Source organism: Sphingomonas bacterium, assembly GCF_903644055.1.
Taxonomy (GTDB): Bacteria; Pseudomonadota; Alphaproteobacteria; order Sphingomonadales; family Sphingomonadaceae; genus Sphingomonas_I.
In genome coordinates this window covers 1-14,229 of record NZ_CAHJXD010000140.1, presented here as the reverse complement: position 1 = coordinate 14,229, position 14,229 = coordinate 1, and the positions used below count along the sequence as shown (strand labels likewise).

Below are 14,229 nucleotides of genomic sequence, written 5' to 3'. Positions count from 1 at the left end.
AAGCTCTCCGGAGATGGCCAGGACAGGGGCGGCGGAGCGGACGGTGTCCCACGGCGATGACCGACGTACTGACCGCATCCGAACTGCTGGCGCTGGAGCCCGTCGGTCCGGATTTGCTGCGCAGCATCCGTAATCAGGACAATCGCGCCGGTATCATCTTCGGCGGGCAGCCGCTCTGCCAGGCGCTGGCCGCCGCGCGTGCGACCGTCCCCGAATGGCGCGCGCACAATCTCTCGGCGGTTTTCCTGCGGCCCGGCAATGTGGCCGAGCCGGTTGATTATGCGGTGGAGCGGCTTCGGGACGGCCGCCATTTCGCGGTGCGGCGCGTGCTGGCGCGCCAAAGCGGACGGCCGATCTTCGATCTGCTGTGCTCGTTTCACGATCCGGAGGATGGCGAGATTCACCAGCGGGACGGCATCGCGGGCGTGCCGCTGCCGGAGGCCGCGATCGGACTGGGAGATTTCGTCGCCGTCAATGCCGATCGCCTGCCGCTTTCACTGGTCGAGGCCGTGCAGCGGGGCTTTCCGGTCGAGTTGCGGCTGATCGATCCCGACGCGGCTTTCTTCGGCGCGAGCCAAGATCGCGCACGGGACTTCTGGTTCCGCATGCCCTCGGCGCAGGTGATCGCGGATCCGCTCGCGCACGAATGCCTGCTCGCCTTCGCATCCGATTATTGGCTGGCGGGAACGGCGAGCATCGGCCAGCGTGGCGATGCTGCGGTCGCATCGCTCAACCATAACCTCTGGTTCCACGCGCCCGTCGACGTCGGCGATTGGCTGCTCCACCGCACCGACAGCCCCTGGGCGGGTGCCGGGCGCGGGCTTGCGCGCGGCCTGATCTTCGATCGGGGCGGGCGGCTGGTTGCCTCGTCGGCGCAGGAGATCAGCCTGCGGCGGCGCTGACCTTGCTTCCTCTCTCGTCTCGGTGGAAGCGCATGGCGCTTCCACCTCAACGATAGGCTCTAAGCGGCCTCGGCGTGCGCCCGGAACATGTTGACGATGTCGCCGGAAGTAACCGGACGCGCCTGCTCGCCCTCCGCCAGCGGCGCCGCACCCCCGCTCGATTTCAGCGAGACATCCACGCCTTCCTCTGCGGCCTTGCGACGCAGCGCCGCGACCGTCAGCTCTTCTCTGGCCTGGTGCTGGAACGGCTCGAACCGGAAATCGCGCATCGCATTGAGGTGCGTGATCTTGTCGATCTGTTCGTCGTTGAGATGCGCGATCGTCTCCCACAGCCGTTCCGGGGCATGCGGCCACAGCGTATCGGAGTGCGGATAATCGCACTCATAGGCGATGTTGTCGATGCCGATGGCGTCGACATTCTTGAGGCCGAACGCATCGTCGATGAAGCAGCTCAGGAAGTGCTGCTTGAAAACGTCGCTCGGCTTGCGGCCTTTGAAGATCGCCTCCGAATGGGTCCACGCCTTGTGCTGGCCATGGCTGAAATCGGCGCGTTCGATCAGGTACGGGATCCAGCCGATCCCCGATTCGGAAAGCGCGATCCGCAGCGAGGGATATTGCTGGAGCGCGGCGAGGTTCAGCCAGTCGGCCGCCCCCAGCGATACGGCCATCGGCATCGTGGTGATCCACGCCTCGATGGGGGTCTCCATCGAGGGATGCGGCGAGGCATTGCCCTGGCCGATGTGGAGGCACAGCACGGTGCCGTTGTCGGCGGCCGCCTTGTACATCGGATCCCAATAGGCGTTGTGGATGCTCGGCAGGCCACGCGCCGTGGGGTTATCGTTGACGGAAACGGCATAGCAGCCCTTGTCGGCCAGGCGCTTCAGCTCGGCGACGGTGGCGTCCATATCCCACAGCGGCAGCAGGCCGCAGGGGATGAAGCGGCTGGGATACGCGCCGCACCATTCGTCGACATGCCAGTCATTGTAGGCGCGCAGATGCGTGAGCGCCTGGCCCTTGTCGGGGGCGCCGATGAACAGGCCGCCATCGATCCCGGCATAGCTCGCGAAGTTGAGCGAGGCCGCCATGCCGTTGATGTTCATGTCCTTGACGCGTGCATGGACATCGTAACAGCCCTCGCGGAGCTGCGCGAACGAGGTCGGCTCCATGCCATATTCCTCGGGCGGGCGGCCGACGACGGCGTTGAGGCCTACCGACGGGATCTTCTTGCCCTGATATTCCCACAAATTGGTGCCGTTCGGCAGCGTGAGCAGCTTGGGCGCGGTTGCGAGCGCTTCTCCTGAAAGATGCTGCTCATACATGTTGCCGGGTTCGGTGATGTGATCATCGACGCTGATGAGCACCATCTCTTCCATCTTCATAGCCGCCTCCTGTCCTTGCAATGTCCATACCGCCAAACGGGGCGCCATGGCGTGTGATTTTATCGATGACTATCATCGACCTCGGGAATGCAACGATCCCGGCCGTCGCTCGGGCCCGGTCGCGTCGAGCGCGACGGCGATGATTGACCGCCGCACCCCTCAATCCTTTGCCAACAGCAGCGCGGTAGCGAGCGGGCCACCGCCCGACGCCGCGACCGCCACCCGGGGATCGCCCGGAATCTGCCGGGCACCGCCGAGACCGCGCAACTGCGTCACCGCCTCATGGGCGAAGCCGAAGCCGTGCAGCCGCCCGGCACCGATCTGCCCGCCGAAGGTGTTGAGCGGCAATTCGCCATCGAGAGCGATGCGATGCCCGCCTTCGATGAACCGGCCGCCCTCACCCACATCGCAGAAGCCCAGCCCCTCCAGCCATGTGATCGTCTGGAAGCTGAAACCGTCGTAAAGCTGGACGGTATCGACATCCTTGGGCGTGTAATCGGTGTTCTTCCAAAGCTGCCGGCCGGTCGGATATGCGGCCATCCATTCGGCTTGGTCCCAGCTATGCCGATCGACCGCATAGGCCATCGCCGCGATCCGGATCGGCGTGCACTTGACGTCCCCGATCGCATCGCCGGCCGAGACGATCAGTACGGTGGAGGCATCGGTGTAGCGATCGCAGTCATACAGGCAGAAGGGCGAAGAGATCATCCGCGCTTCCATATATTGGTCCATCGTCAACGGTTCGCGGACCAACGCGCGCGGATTGAGCGCGGCGTGCTTGCGGTCCGTCAGCGCGATCTGGGCCAATTGCTCGCGGGTGAGGCCGTAATGCTTCATGTGGCGCATGGCATATTGCGCGGTCCAGTTCGCCGCCGAGAAGGCGTTGAATGGAATCAGCCACTGCGTCCAGCCATCCACCCGCCCGGGCCGCGCCGGCGGATATTCCTCGGGCCGTGCGAGCGCCGCCGCTTCGTAGACGGTGCGAAAGCAGATTACGTGCCGTGCCTGCCCGGTCGCGACGGCACCCGCCGCCGCCACCACCGCGCCGAGCTGCGAACTGATCTCGAACCCCCCGTTGAGCCAGCGGACCTTCAGCCGCAGCGCATCGACCAGATCCTCGGAGCCCACCGGCGAGAAACCCGACGGCACCGTCATCCGCCCCGGATAGGTCGAGACCCCGTCGATATCGGCGGGAGTCAGGCCGGATTCGGCGAGCGCCTCCCGAACCGCATCGACGGTGAGCAGCAGCGGATGCCGTTCGAGACGGACCCCGATCTCGCTCTGGCCGATACCCGTGATGAAGGCATCGCCGCCGCTCACGTCAGGCCACCTTCTCGAACAGGGGGAACCAGACGTCGTCCTGCTGCTCGAACACCACGCGCACCTTGTCGCCGATATCCACCGTTTGCGGATCGCATCCGACGATGTTGGTGGTCAGATACACATCGGCCGCCCCGTCGATCGCGACCCGCGCGATCACATAGGGCACGTCGAGCCCCGGATGCCATTTCTGGTGGTTCACGGTGTAGCTGTAGATCACCCCGGTGCCCGGCATGGCCGCCGGGGCGACATCCTCCGACAGGCAGTGCGGGCAAAGCGGACGCGGCGGATGAACGAAGGCATCGCAGGCTGCGCAGCGCAGGAGGCGAAGAACACCATCCTCGCCGCTCGTCCAGAAGAAGCGGTTGTCCGGATCGAGCCGGGGAAGAGGCCGCGGTGCCGCCATGATCAGTCCCGCCCGGTCGGCGGCGCCGCATCCGGCGCATGCGCCGGTCGGGCCGGGATGGGGCTGCGCGCGTTCATCGACTGGCATCTCCTTACGCGTGGCGCCGCACCCATTCGGAAGCGCCGCCACGCATAAGGTTTCGGGGCTTCGTGAAGGCGTTGCAAGCACCCCCGCCAATAACCGCCCCCGCGATCCTGACGGGAACGGCACGCGCAGGACGATTGCGACGGTTGCGGGTGCCAGCGTTATGGCGCTCGCGTGGCAGGCGGTTATCGTCGCGGCGATGGTCGGGGCGTTGCCGGATCGCGCCCGGGGCGTCATGTCTGTACGCAGTCGATGGGTGAGAATGATGCCGGGCAAGATTATCGTGATCACCGGCGCCAACGGCGGCCTCGGCCGCACGCTGGCGCAGCGCTTCGCGGGCGAGGGTGAAACGGTGGTGCTGCTCGGTCGGTCGCTGGCTAAGGTGAAGGCGGTGGCGGACGGGATCGGCGCGGGGGCGCTGGCCGTGGAATGCGACGTGACATCGCCTGACTCGGTGCGGGCCGCCTTCGCGGCGATCGCCGAGCACCATCCCAGGATCGACGCGCTCATCAACAACGCCGCGGTCTTCAAGCCTTTCCTGCTGGAGGAGGCGACCGACGAGCAGATCCTGGGCATGCTGCTTACCAACCTGGCCGGCCCGATCCTGTGCACCCGCTCGGCGATCCCGATGCTGAATCGAGACGGGCATATTATCAATCTCAGTTCGGAATCGGTCGAGGAGGCGTTCCCGCATCTCACGCTTTACCAATCGACCAAGGCCGGGCTCGAGACGTTCGGCACGCACCTTCAGCACGAACTCGCCAACAAGGGCATCCGCGTGACGACGGTGCGCGCCGGCCCGATGATGGGGCCGGACACGGTGCCCGAGATGGACCCTATGGCGATGGGCCGTTTCTTCGAGGAGGCAGCGAAGCGAGGGCTGGACTTGATGGCGCGCGGCGTCTCCCAATATCAGTCCACGACGCAGATTTTCCGCATGCTGCTCGATCTGCCGCCCGACGTGAACGTCGGCGTGGTACGATTCCGGAGCCGCGTGCCCGACTGAACCATTTCCGCCGGCCTCTTCCACGCGGGCCGACGCAGCAGAGGAAAGACCAATGGCGACCCTTCCGGACGGCAAGCTCTATATCGACGGCAAGCTGCGCGACGCGGCGGGCGGCGCCACCTATGAGGATATCGGGCCATGGACGGGCGAAGTCATCGCCCGCGCCGCCGATGCTTCGGCCGCGGACATGGACGAGGCGATCGCCGCCGCGCGCCGCGCCTTCGACGAGACCGACTGGGCGACCGATCATGACAAGCGCCGCGGGCTCGTGGCCAAGCTGGTCGAGAGGCTGAAAGCCAATCGCGATCTGCTCGCGGATATCGCGCGGCATGAAGTCGGATCGGCGCCGGGCGCGACCGCGATGGCACAGGTCGATGGTCCGCTCGGCTTCGTCCACCGGCTGTTCGACATCTTCGATTCGATCGAGTGGGAAAAGCCAATGGGGCACAGCACGCTGTTCGGCATGAACACCACGCGGATCGTGGTGAAGGAGCCGATCGGCGTCGTCGGCGTCATCACGCCCTGGAACGCGCCGCTTTACATCACGATCGGCAAGGTGATCCCGGCGCTGCTGGTCGGCTGCACCGTCATCATCAAGCCGGCGCCGGACACGCCGCTGATGAGCGCGATCTTCGGCGATCTCGCCGCCGAGATCGATTTTCCGGCCGGCGTCATCAACGTCGTCACCGGCAGCGATCCGGTTCTGCTCGGCGAGATGCTCGTGACCGACAAACGGGTCGATCTGATTAGCTTCACCGGCTCGACCGGGGTCGGCAAGCGGATCATGGAGAAAGGCGCGGCGACGCTGAAGCGGGTGTTCCTCGAACTTGGCGGCAAATCGGCGGCGATCGTGCTGGAAGACACGCCCGATTTCGCGATGGCGGTGGCGCAGTCGATCGTCTGCTTCCATGCCGGCCAGGGCTGCGCCACGCTGACCCGCCTGCTGGTGCCGCGCAGCCGCTATGAGGAGGCGATCGCGGTGCTGGAGCACACATATGCGGCCTATTCCAGCATGTGGGGCGATCCGGAAGACCCGGCCAATGTGATGGGGCCGCTGATCTCGGCGCGGCAGCGCGAACGGGTGATGTCCTACATCGAGAGCGGCAAGGCCGAAGGCGCGCGGTTGCTCGCCGGCGGGAATGTGGTGACCGACAAGGGCGAGGGCTTCTTCATCGAGCCGACCTGCTTCGTCGACGTCACCAACGACATGGAGATCGCGCGCGAGGAGATTTTCGGGCCGGTGCTGGTGGTGATCCCGTTCGAGGACGACGAAGATGCGATCCGCATCGCCAACGACAGTGATTACGGCCTATCGGGCGCGGTGCGCTCGGGCGATCCCGAACGCGCGCTCAGGATCGCGCGGCGCATTCGCAGCGGAACGATCGGCGTCAACGGCGGTCTCCCGATCGATGTCGATCTGCCGTTCGGCGGCTACAAGCAATCCGGTATCGGCAAGGAATGGGGCCTCGAGGGCTTTCACGAATATCTCGCGACCAAGGCGATCGGCATCGCCGCCTGATCGCGCCGCGCCGCTTATGCAGAATGACCTGACCGGATGCTGATCGAAAGCCTGCCGAAGCCCCGTCCCCAGGAGGTGAGCCACAACCTCCTCGGGCAGCGGCTCGGCCGCAAGGGGCTGGAGACGCGCGAGCGCATCCTCAGGGCGGCATTGTGCCTGCTCGATAAGCCGCAGCAGGATGCGCCGATCACGTTGAGCAGCGTCGCGCGCGAAGCATCGGTCGGCATGACCACGCTCTACCTATACTTCCCCGATCTGGGCGATCTGGTGCTCGCCGCGCTGAACAGGGTGATGGAGGCGGCGGACGAGGCCTTCCTCGATCGGCTGCGAATTCGCTGGCCGGATGAGCATCTGGACGAGCATTGCCGCGATTTTCTCCGCGCCCATTACCTGTTCTGGCATCGGCATGCGCGCATCCTGCACCTGCGCAACAGCTTTGCCGACGCCGGCGACCAGCGCTTCGTCGATTATCGAAACCGTGTTTCCTACCCGCTGAGCCATCTGCTGCTGCGGCAGACGGACAGCGTTTCGGCGGATGCGAGCGCGGATAATCTGCTTCTCGCCACCGTGATGCTGACGGGGTTCGAGCGGCTGGCGACCGTAATCACCACCGCCAACTTTCATGCTTCGATGAAGGACCAGGGCGTTTCGGACGAGTCCGCCCATATCGATCGCTTGCTGTGCGCGGAAGCAAGGCTGATAACGCTAGGTATCCGCGACGCGCGCGCGAAGAGTTTAAGCCATGTCGGCGCGACAGCGCATGCCGCGTGTCAGCGCCGCTGAAACCATCAGCTTGTCACCAAACTGATCGGTCGCCAGCCAATCGCAAATTAAGCCACACTGTTGCTGCAACGCGACATACATCCGGTTCAGTTTGGTTACTCTGGCTGGTCGGCGAATCGCCGGCGTTGGGGGGAGCGCACGACATGATGGCATCGGCCTTGGCTGGCGGTTTGAGCCGCCGCAGCTTTCTGGAGCAGTTGAGCGCGGTGGGCGGCACGTCGCTGTTGATGGCGGGCATGCAGGCGCTGGGCTTCGGTATCGGCTCGGCCGGCGCGGAGCCGCCCAAGCTTGCCGGCGGGGGCAAGGGCAAGAAGGTCATCGTGCTCGGAACCGGCGTCGCGGGGCTGACCTCCGCTTATGAGCTTTCCAACGCGGGCTATGATGTCACCGTGCTGGAAGGACGCGATCGGGTCGGCGGCCGCTCCTACACGGCGCGGCGCGGCACCAAGCTTACCGAGCTCGGCGGCGAGCCGCAGGTCTGCACCTTCGACGAGGGGCATTACATCAACCCCGGCCCGTGGCGCATTCCCTACATGCACCAGGGCTACATCGGCTATGCGCGCAAGTTCAAGGTGCCGCTCGAGCTGTTCAACAACGACAACGACCATAGCTTCATCAACTTCGAGAAGGGCAGGGGCCCGCTCGCCGCGAAGCCGGTGCGCAAGCAGGAGGTCGCCGCCGACATGCGCGGCCGTGCGAGCGAGATGCTCGCCAAATGCGTCCGCCAGGGCTCGCTCGATCAGGAATTCGGTCCCGGCGACAAGGAGCTTTTTCTCGATTATTTGCGCTCCGAGGGCTATCTCACCCCCGACGACCTGAAATATGTCGGCACCGAGGGACGGGGCTTCGACGTCAATCCCGGCGCGGGGGTCGATCCCGGCCCCGGCAAGCCATCCACCCCGCACAAGCTGACCGACATCCTGCAATCCCAGACGTGGCGCGTGCTGAAATCGGTCTCCTCCTTCGATCAGCAGCGCACGATGTTTGAGCCGGTCGGCGGCATGGATCAGCTCCCCGCCGGCTTCGTGCGCAACCTCAAGCTCACGATCCGGCTCAACCACATCGTCGAGAAGATCGCGCAGGATGCCGACAAGGTCACCGTCTCGTACCTGACGCCCGATGGCCAGCGGGGCTCGGTCACCGCCGATTATTGCGTCTGCACCATCCCGCTCTCGGTCCTGAAGACGATCGACGTGCAATGCTCGCCCAAGTTCAAGGAGGCGATGGGCGGCGTCGCCTACGCTTTGGTCTGCAAGATCGGATTGCAGATGAAGACCCGCTTCTGGGAAGAAAAATACAATATCTACGGCGGCCATCATTATGTCGACGATCCGGCGATCCAGTCGATCAGCTTCCCGTCGTCCAACTGGCTGGGCGAAAAGGGCGTGCTGCTCGGTTATTATCCGCATGGCGCGCCGGCGGCGAGGGTCAGCGCGATGAGCCTGGAGGCGCGCAAGCAATTCGCGCTGGCGAGCGGTGCAAAGACCTTCCCCGAATATGCCGAGAGCTGCGAAAGCGCCTTCTCGATCGCCTGGCACCGCGTGCCCTTCAACATGGGCGGCTGGGCGCAATGGACCGAGGAAGGCCGCGCCCAATATTATCCGACGCTCTGCGAACCCGACGGGCGGCTATACCTCGCGGGCGAGCATATGAGCTACATCACGGGCTGGCAGGAGGGCGGGATCGAGTCCGCCTGGCAGCAGATCGGCAAGCTGCACAAGCGCGTCCATGCCGCCTGAACGGGGAGAGAAGAGGATGACGGGGATCAGGACGCTGGCGCTCGCGGCGCTCGTATTGAGCTTCGGCGGCGCGGCCGCGCGCGCGCAGGGCCCCAAGGGCGCGCAGATCTTCGCCGAAAATTGCTCGGCCTGCCATCAGCCGACCGGCAAGGGCATTCCGGGAGCCTTCCCCGCGCTCGATGGCGACGCTTTCGTGCAAGGGCCGGCGGACGTGGTCGCCGGGACGGTGCTCAAGGGACGCGGTGGCATGCCGAGCTTCTCGAGCGATCTGACGGACGAGCAGGTCGCGGCGGTGCTCAGCTACGTCCGCTCGGCGTGGAGCAATCATGCGGCCCCGGTGTCCACCGCGACGGTCGCCGCCGCGCGCAAGGGTTCGGCGGCCGAGACGCCGACGGTATTGCCGGGCCATTGATGCCGCTCGCGGCCCTGCTGCTGCTGGCCGCGGCAGATCGCCCGGCCGCGATCGTCGACCGGCGGGAATTCGCGCGCGGGCTGGCGGCGGTCGACGCGAGCCCAAGCGATACGATCGCGTTGCGCGGCGAACGCGCGCCATCGCCCTCCTTCCGCCTCGGCGCCGCCTATCGCGCCTGGCGCAATGCCCGCGCGGCGATCACGCATGATGCCGCCCACCCGACGGGCGACGGGGGTGATGTCGAGGTTCTCGCCGAGGATTGCTCCGACGAGCGCATCGTCTTCACCTCGCTCGAGACGGAGCGCAATGCGCTGGGAGTCGCGATCGAGCAGGTCGTCGCCGCCGACCCGAAGCGCGGCGAAGATGCGCTCGCGGCCTGGAATGCGCGTCTCGCGGCGCGGCCGCCGCAATGCCGGCAATAGCCGCGTGAATGTTGTCAGGATGCGCCGTCATCGAGAGGCGCCAACGGGATTCATTATCGCCAACGCGATATGGCCCCTGGTTCGGCGGAGGCACTGTCAGATCAAACGGGGATCGGTTAACTTGGGATAAAAGGGAATGAGCAGCGGAATAGGAAGGCGCCTCTGCCTCATAACGAACGTCATCCACGGGCCCGGCGAATGATCCTTTCGAACCTGGGCGATAAACGACAACGGACGGCTTGCCGGAATTGACGCTGGCGCCGAGCATAGGCGTTCAGAAGAATCATACGAGATGAGGATAGATGGATAAGGTATCTACGCTCCTTGAGCGCGCGCGGCTCGCCAACGGATATGACGATTTCGGATCGGAAGATTATCGCGAGGGCCTCGAGCGGCTCGTGTCGTCGATCGACGCCGAAGCGCGGCTCAACGAGCAGGGGCGCGGTTTCGCGGAACATCAGATCGTCGAACTGCTCGGATGGCGGCTCCAGGTGGAGCATTGGTACGCGATCCACCCCGAGATCGAGGCCGAGGAGATCGTGGCGCCGCTGATCGGGCTTGGTCTGCCGCGTACCGGTTCGACGGCGTTCCATTGCATGCTGGCCGAGGATCCGGCCGTCCGCAGCCTGAGGGCTTGGGAAAGCAGCGCGCCCTGCCCGCCGCCCGAGGCGGCAACCGAGCACAGCGACCCGCGCATCGCCGAGCAGGCGGCCAGAATGTCGTTTATGGATGGGCTCGCGCCACGCCTGAAGATGATGCTGCCGATTTCGCCGACCGCGCCGACGGAATGCCAATATTATATGGGCTACGACTTCAAGTCGCAGATCTTCCAGGCCTCGCTCCGAATTCCGGCCTATGTCCACTGGTTGAATAACGACGCCGATCTGGTGCCGACCTATCGCTATGTGAAGCGGATACTGAAGCTGCTGCAATGGCGCTGCCCGCCGAACCGCTGGCGGTTGAAAAATCCCTCCCACATATTGTTCATCGAGGCATTGGACGAAGTCTTCCCCGATGCGCGTTATTGGATGACGCATCGCGACATTACCAAGGTCATGCCTTCGGTGATCGATCTCTACATCGAGCTGTCCCGGCCCTTCACCGACTCGCTCGACGTCGGCTATATTTCCAAGATGAACATCGATTGGACCGACCAGGGCCTGCATCGCATCGCCGCGTTCCGGCAGAACGGCAACGAGGATCGTTTCTTCGATATAGCGTTCAGCGAATTCCGGCATGATCCGATGCCGGTGATCGAACGGCTTTATGACTCTCTGGGTGAACCGCTGGCGGATACCACGCGTGAGCGGATGATCGCCTGGCAGCACAACACGCCTGCGGACAAGCACGGCCGGTACGAATATGATCCCGCCGCTCTGGGTTTCGACATGGCCGAGCTTCGTTCGCGCTTCAGCTTCTACGATCACGAACAGGGTGCCGTTCAACCCGCGGCATGATCGCGGACGGGCTGCGATACGATGCGATTTAGGTTGGAGGGTAAAGATGACGACGGATAGCTGGCATGGCAGTCTCGAGCCGGACCTTGACTATATGCTGCCCGAGCGGCCGGACCCCGAGTTCCGCGAAAGCGCGTCGATCTGGCTCTATGACGATGAAGGCGAGTTCGGCTTTCCCCGGATCGGCATCGAGGCGAAAGGATCGACCTGGGAAAATCACGGCTTTCAGATGAACTACGTCAGCCGTGACGGACGCGCCATCGTCGACGGCGGTCCCGGGACTTCGCATTCGCCGTTCGATTCCACCGGAAAACCGTCGATCCTCGGTACGAACGGGCTCGTCTTCCAGTGCATCGAACCCTTCCGGAAATGGCGCGTGACCTATGAGGGGCAGCCGGTCGATACGACGTCCGAGGCGATGATCGGCAAGACGATGGATCCTTCGCGTCGGACGGGCCTGAAGCTGGACGTCGAACTCACCATGGCGGCACCTGGCTGGGTGCAGGACCTGCGGCCCGAGAAACTGGTCGGCCTGACCCCGCAACAATATACCGATGCCGGTCTCATGGGCTACGGCTGGCGTGTCGAGCAGCTATTTCGCGCCGAAGGGGAGGTGACGATCGACGGCCAGTCCCGCTCGTTCCGGGGGACGGGAAATCGCATCCACCGGCAGAGCGAACGACCGCTGGATGCGTTTCGAGGGCATTCCTGGCAGGCGGCGCTGTTTCCGGACGGCCGCGGATTCGCCTTCTGCACATACCCTCCCCGCGAGGACGGGACCACCTACAACGACGCCTATCTGTATCAGGACGGCAAGGTCTACGCCGCCGTCGTCAAGGGGAAGCCGCCCTTCCTGCGGAATCTGACGCCGCGCGGCGACGATCTTTCGTTCGAGCTCGAATCGGAACTCGGAACGACCCGCATCGAAGGCACCAGCGAGTTCAACGTCTTTCATCTCCTCGTTCCCGAAATGCCGGGCTTCCACCTCCATCAGGGTGGCGCGAAATATGTGTGGGACGGGCAGACCGCTTATGGGCAGGTCGAACGCTCGGATCGGTTCGAAAACGTGACCGGGGGATGACCCGGGCGGACGTCGTTCACAGCATCGCGTGATGCGGGGCGGCTGAGGCGCTGCGGGAGATCGGGGAGAGCGAGGCCGAGGACGGCAACTCAGGCGTCGCTCCCCACCATCCCGACCATCTCGAGCGAGGCCTCCCACAGCCGTGCGGCCTGCGCCTCGTCGAGCATCGCCGGATCATAGCCGGACCATGGATGGGTGGTCTCGTCGGCGGCCGTCGCCAGGCCGCAATCCTCGAGAATGAGCCCGCCCCTGCCGGCGAGTTCCGGCGCGACCGCCGCCCAGACGCTCGTCGCGGCGCCCTGAGCGACGCTTTTCATCACCGGGTTCACGCTGCCGTCCTCGCGGATGAAGCCGATCTGCCGCTTGAGGTCCTCGCTGTGGTAGCGTTGCAGCCCGGTGAAGACCGATCCGGGTAGCACCGCATTGACCGTGACGCCGCGTCCGGCCCAGCGCCGCGACGCTTCGGTCGCGAACAGGATGTTCGCCGCCTTGGACTCGCCATAAGCCAGCCCGTCGTTGCGTTCCCGCCTCCTCCACCCAAGGTCGTCGAAGTCCAGCGTGCGGCCCTTGTGCCCGGCCGAACTCAGCACCACGATGCGTCCGCGCGCCGCGGTCAGGCGGTCGAGCAGCAGATGCGCCAGCAGAAAGTGGCCGAGATGGTTCGTCGCGAACCGCACGTCGATCCCCGCCGGCGTGAATTGTTCGGGCGTCTTGGAGACGCCGGCATTGGCGACGAGCATGTCGATGGCGGCGAAGCGATCGTTGAGCACGGCCGCCGCCTTCCGCACCGAAGAGAGATCGGCCAGGTCGAGCGCCAGGACGTCGAGCGTGCCGGACAGCCCCGCCCGCATCTCGGCGGCCAACGCTTCGCCACGCTCGACGTCGCGCACGGCCATAACCACCGCCGCGCCGGCCGAGGCGAGCGCGCGTGCGGTTTCGGAGCCCAACCCCGATCCCGCGCCGGTGACCACCGCCGTTTTCCCGCGCAGATCATGATGCGCGACCACATCTTCGGCGGTGGGGCGGCGATCTTCGATCAAGGCTTGGTCCTTCACCGGATTTCTGCGCGGATCGCCGACCTCTACGATCGCGATGCTTTATCGATCCGAACTTGCAGCGCTTCGAGAGCAAGTCAACATTTCGTCCGAGGCGAGAAGTGCCGCCATTTCCGGCTTCGTATTAATGAGGGCTGGCAGCGCGAACGCTCGGGTTTCCGCTGACCGCTAAACGGTGCAAATGCGCCGTTCTGTTGCCGCCAGGCCACATGCGAATTAAGCCGTACAAACCGATGCCGGGTTGGTCGTGAACGATCGGCACAATAATGGCAGGCGTTGGACGGGTTCGTCGAGCATGCCGAAAAACCGTTATGTCATTGACATATAATGATCATTTCCGATGGACACGCCGGCGAAACATCAAGCTGCCCTGCTGACGGAAGCGGGATGAAGGCTGCACAAGCGGCCGCGAAATTGGCACAGGTTCCCCATTTTTACGTACCTGCCGACCGCATTTTGGTTTGACAACATCGTGCTCAAGTCTGAATGGGGGCGAACGCCGAGCATGCATGATGTGCCAGGCAAAAAATCTGCGCCAAAAACCGCAAAACGGACGGCGATAAGGGGAGGATAAGATGCATACTTCTTACAAGCTGGCGCTGTTGATCACGAGCGGGCTGGGGCTGGTGGCTCCCGCGCTCGCGCAGAGCAGCGCCTCTCCCAG

The 14,229-nt window shown here is 64.8% G+C and carries 13 protein-coding genes; 9 read left to right on the top strand and 4 right to left on the bottom strand.

Features of this window, described 5'->3' with window-relative positions:
• The first annotated feature begins 56 nt into the window (after positions 1-56).
• The gene (locus HUU94_RS06055) at positions 57-902 is read left to right on the top strand and encodes an acyl-CoA thioesterase (protein ID WP_174274202.1); all 846 of its coding nucleotides are present in this window, start codon (positions 57-59) and stop codon (positions 900-902) included.
• A gap of 59 nt (positions 903-961) precedes the next feature.
• On the opposite strand, the gene HUU94_RS06050 is transcribed toward HUU94_RS06055, so the two are convergent.
• The 3 genes from HUU94_RS06050 to HUU94_RS06040 all read right to left on the bottom strand — a co-directional run bounded on the left by HUU94_RS06050 (position 962) and on the right by HUU94_RS06040 (position 4,094).
• Positions 962-2,281, bottom strand: coding sequence for an amidohydrolase family protein (locus HUU94_RS06050; RefSeq protein WP_174274201.1), 1,320 nt, complete (start codon positions 2,279-2,281; stop codon positions 962-964).
• 159 nt (positions 2,282-2,440) lie between these two features.
• Positions 2,441-3,601, bottom strand: coding sequence for a thiolase family protein (locus HUU94_RS06045; protein WP_174274200.1), 1,161 nt, complete (start codon positions 3,599-3,601; stop codon positions 2,441-2,443).
• A 1-nt stretch (position 3,602) separates the two neighbouring features.
• Positions 3,603-4,094, bottom strand: coding sequence for a Zn-ribbon domain-containing OB-fold protein (locus HUU94_RS06040; protein WP_368039847.1), 492 nt, complete (start codon positions 4,092-4,094; stop codon positions 3,603-3,605).
• 262 nt (positions 4,095-4,356) lie between these two features.
• On the opposite strand from HUU94_RS06040, the gene HUU94_RS06035 reads away from it, so the two are divergent.
• The 8 genes from HUU94_RS06035 to HUU94_RS06000 all read left to right on the top strand — a co-directional run bounded on the left by HUU94_RS06035 (position 4,357) and on the right by HUU94_RS06000 (position 12,510).
• Positions 4,357-5,097 carry an SDR family oxidoreductase gene (locus HUU94_RS06035; RefSeq protein WP_174274199.1) on the top strand — a complete coding sequence of 247 codons (741 nt, stop codon included), beginning with the start codon at positions 4,357-4,359 and terminating at the stop codon, positions 5,095-5,097.
• 52 nt (positions 5,098-5,149) lie between these two features.
• The gene (locus tag HUU94_RS06030; RefSeq protein ID WP_174274198.1) at positions 5,150-6,616 is read left to right on the top strand and encodes an aldehyde dehydrogenase family protein; all 1,467 of its coding nucleotides are present in this window, start codon (positions 5,150-5,152) and stop codon (positions 6,614-6,616) included.
• A 36-nt stretch (positions 6,617-6,652) separates the two neighbouring features.
• Entirely contained in the window at positions 6,653-7,399 is a 747-nt protein-coding gene (locus HUU94_RS06025; RefSeq protein ID WP_217429572.1) for a TetR/AcrR family transcriptional regulator, read from the top strand.
• 143 nt (positions 7,400-7,542) lie between these two features.
• Positions 7,543-9,138 (top strand): flavin monoamine oxidase family protein, encoded by a 1,596-nt coding sequence (locus HUU94_RS06020; RefSeq protein ID WP_217429571.1) that lies wholly within the window; start codon positions 7,543-7,545, stop codon positions 9,136-9,138.
• Positions 9,139-9,154: 16 nt separating this feature from the next.
• Positions 9,155-9,550, top strand: a complete 396-nt coding sequence (locus HUU94_RS06015) for a c-type cytochrome (protein ID WP_174274196.1) — start codon at positions 9,155-9,157, stop codon at positions 9,548-9,550.
• The gene (locus tag HUU94_RS06010; RefSeq protein WP_174274195.1) at positions 9,550-9,972 is read left to right on the top strand and encodes a hypothetical protein; all 423 of its coding nucleotides are present in this window, start codon (positions 9,550-9,552) and stop codon (positions 9,970-9,972) included. Before HUU94_RS06015 ends, HUU94_RS06010 begins: the two co-directional genes overlap by 1 nt.
• A gap of 302 nt (positions 9,973-10,274) precedes the next feature.
• On the top strand, positions 10,275-11,429 hold the full coding sequence (locus tag HUU94_RS06005) for a sulfotransferase family protein (protein ID WP_174274194.1): 1,155 nt from the start codon (positions 10,275-10,277) through the stop codon (positions 11,427-11,429).
• 46 nt (positions 11,430-11,475) lie between these two features.
• Entirely contained in the window at positions 11,476-12,510 is a 1,035-nt protein-coding gene (locus tag HUU94_RS06000) for a hypothetical protein (protein ID WP_174274193.1), read from the top strand.
• An 89-nt stretch (positions 12,511-12,599) separates the two neighbouring features.
• On the opposite strand, the gene HUU94_RS05995 is transcribed toward HUU94_RS06000, so the two are convergent.
• Positions 12,600-13,550 carry an SDR family NAD(P)-dependent oxidoreductase gene (locus tag HUU94_RS05995; RefSeq protein ID WP_174274192.1) on the bottom strand — a complete coding sequence of 317 codons (951 nt, stop codon included), beginning with the start codon at positions 13,548-13,550 and terminating at the stop codon, positions 12,600-12,602.
• Positions 13,551-14,229 lie beyond the last annotated feature (679 nt).

Bases quoted from the DNA above. Each gene is read 5' to 3' on its own strand.
- HUU94_RS06055 (WP_174274202.1), top strand. From the start codon at position 57: ATGACCGACGTACTGACCGCATCCGAACTGCTGGCGCTGGAGCCCGTC.
- HUU94_RS06050 (WP_174274201.1), bottom strand. From the start codon at position 2,281: ATGAAGATGGAAGAGATGGTGCTCATCAGCGTCGATGATCACATCACC.
- HUU94_RS06040 (WP_368039847.1), bottom strand. From the start codon at position 4,094: ATGCCAGTCGATGAACGCGCGCAGCCCCATCCCGGCCCGACCGGCGCA.
- HUU94_RS06035 (WP_174274199.1), top strand. From the start codon at position 4,357: ATGCCGGGCAAGATTATCGTGATCACCGGCGCCAACGGCGGCCTCGGC.
- HUU94_RS06030 (WP_174274198.1), top strand. From the start codon at position 5,150: ATGGCGACCCTTCCGGACGGCAAGCTCTATATCGACGGCAAGCTGCGC.
- HUU94_RS06025 (WP_217429572.1), top strand. From the start codon at position 6,653: ATGCTGATCGAAAGCCTGCCGAAGCCCCGTCCCCAGGAGGTGAGCCAC.
- HUU94_RS06020 (WP_217429571.1), top strand. From the start codon at position 7,543: ATGATGGCATCGGCCTTGGCTGGCGGTTTGAGCCGCCGCAGCTTTCTG.
- HUU94_RS06015 (WP_174274196.1), top strand. From the start codon at position 9,155: ATGACGGGGATCAGGACGCTGGCGCTCGCGGCGCTCGTATTGAGCTTC.
- HUU94_RS06010 (WP_174274195.1), top strand. From the start codon at position 9,550: ATGCCGCTCGCGGCCCTGCTGCTGCTGGCCGCGGCAGATCGCCCGGCC.
- HUU94_RS06005 (WP_174274194.1), top strand. From the start codon at position 10,275: ATGGATAAGGTATCTACGCTCCTTGAGCGCGCGCGGCTCGCCAACGGA.
- HUU94_RS06000 (WP_174274193.1), top strand. From the start codon at position 11,476: ATGACGACGGATAGCTGGCATGGCAGTCTCGAGCCGGACCTTGACTAT.